The organism is Flavobacterium sp. ALJ2, assembly GCF_015594725.1.
GTDB lineage: Bacteria > Bacteroidota > Bacteroidia > Flavobacteriales > Flavobacteriaceae > Flavobacterium.
In genome coordinates, this window is sequence record NZ_JADNRC010000054.1 from 1 (window position 1) to 718 (window position 718).

At 40.5% G+C, this 718-nt stretch carries 1 protein-coding gene; it reads right to left on the reverse strand.

The window, feature by feature from the left end; genetic code table 11:
* Nucleotides 1-718, reverse strand: a 718-nt coding sequence (locus IUY40_RS19180) for a Calx-beta domain-containing protein (RefSeq protein ID WP_229335699.1), incomplete at both ends; no start/stop codon positions are given.

Here is a 718-nt window from a genome sequence, read left to right on the forward strand (position 1 = left end):
CTATTTCTATCGTTGCATAACTTGAACCCGCAGGAATCGTTACCGAACCTGTTAAAGCGCTATAGTCCGTATCACTTGTGGCTGTACCTGATACCCTGTAGTTTACAATCAGTGGATTACCCAGAGTAACCCCTTCTGGTAAACTCACTTTTATACTAGTACTTGATCCTTCTGCAACATTTGCTGTAGTTGGACTAAAACGTAATACTTTCTTTAACGGATCAGTTACATCAGTAATAGTTACTGTAGCCTCCTTGGCTGCATCATCCCAGCTAAACCCTGTTAATGAACCTGTTGTTATGGCGCCTCCTGTTAAAATTACAGTCTCTTCACCCTCTATAACAGTATCTGTCTTTGCATCTATAACAATGGCTACAGAATTTTGACCTGCTGTTATTGTTCCTGTTCCGGTCAATGCTGTATAGTCATCGCCACTAGTTGCTGTACCCGTTACTGCATAGTTGAATGCAATATCGCTCGTAGCTGTAACTCCTTCTGGCAAACTTACTTTTAACGTTGTCGAGCTACCCTCTGCTACATTATCTGTTTTTGGACTAAAACGCAATACCTTATCCGATAACGGATTGGAATCTGTTATAGTTACTGTAGCAGTATTGGCTGTAGCACTCCAGGTAAATCCTGCTGTAGCAGCTCCAGTTATGACTATTGTTTCTTCTCCTTCTAACAAATTATCATTTTTAGCAACTATCGTTATTTC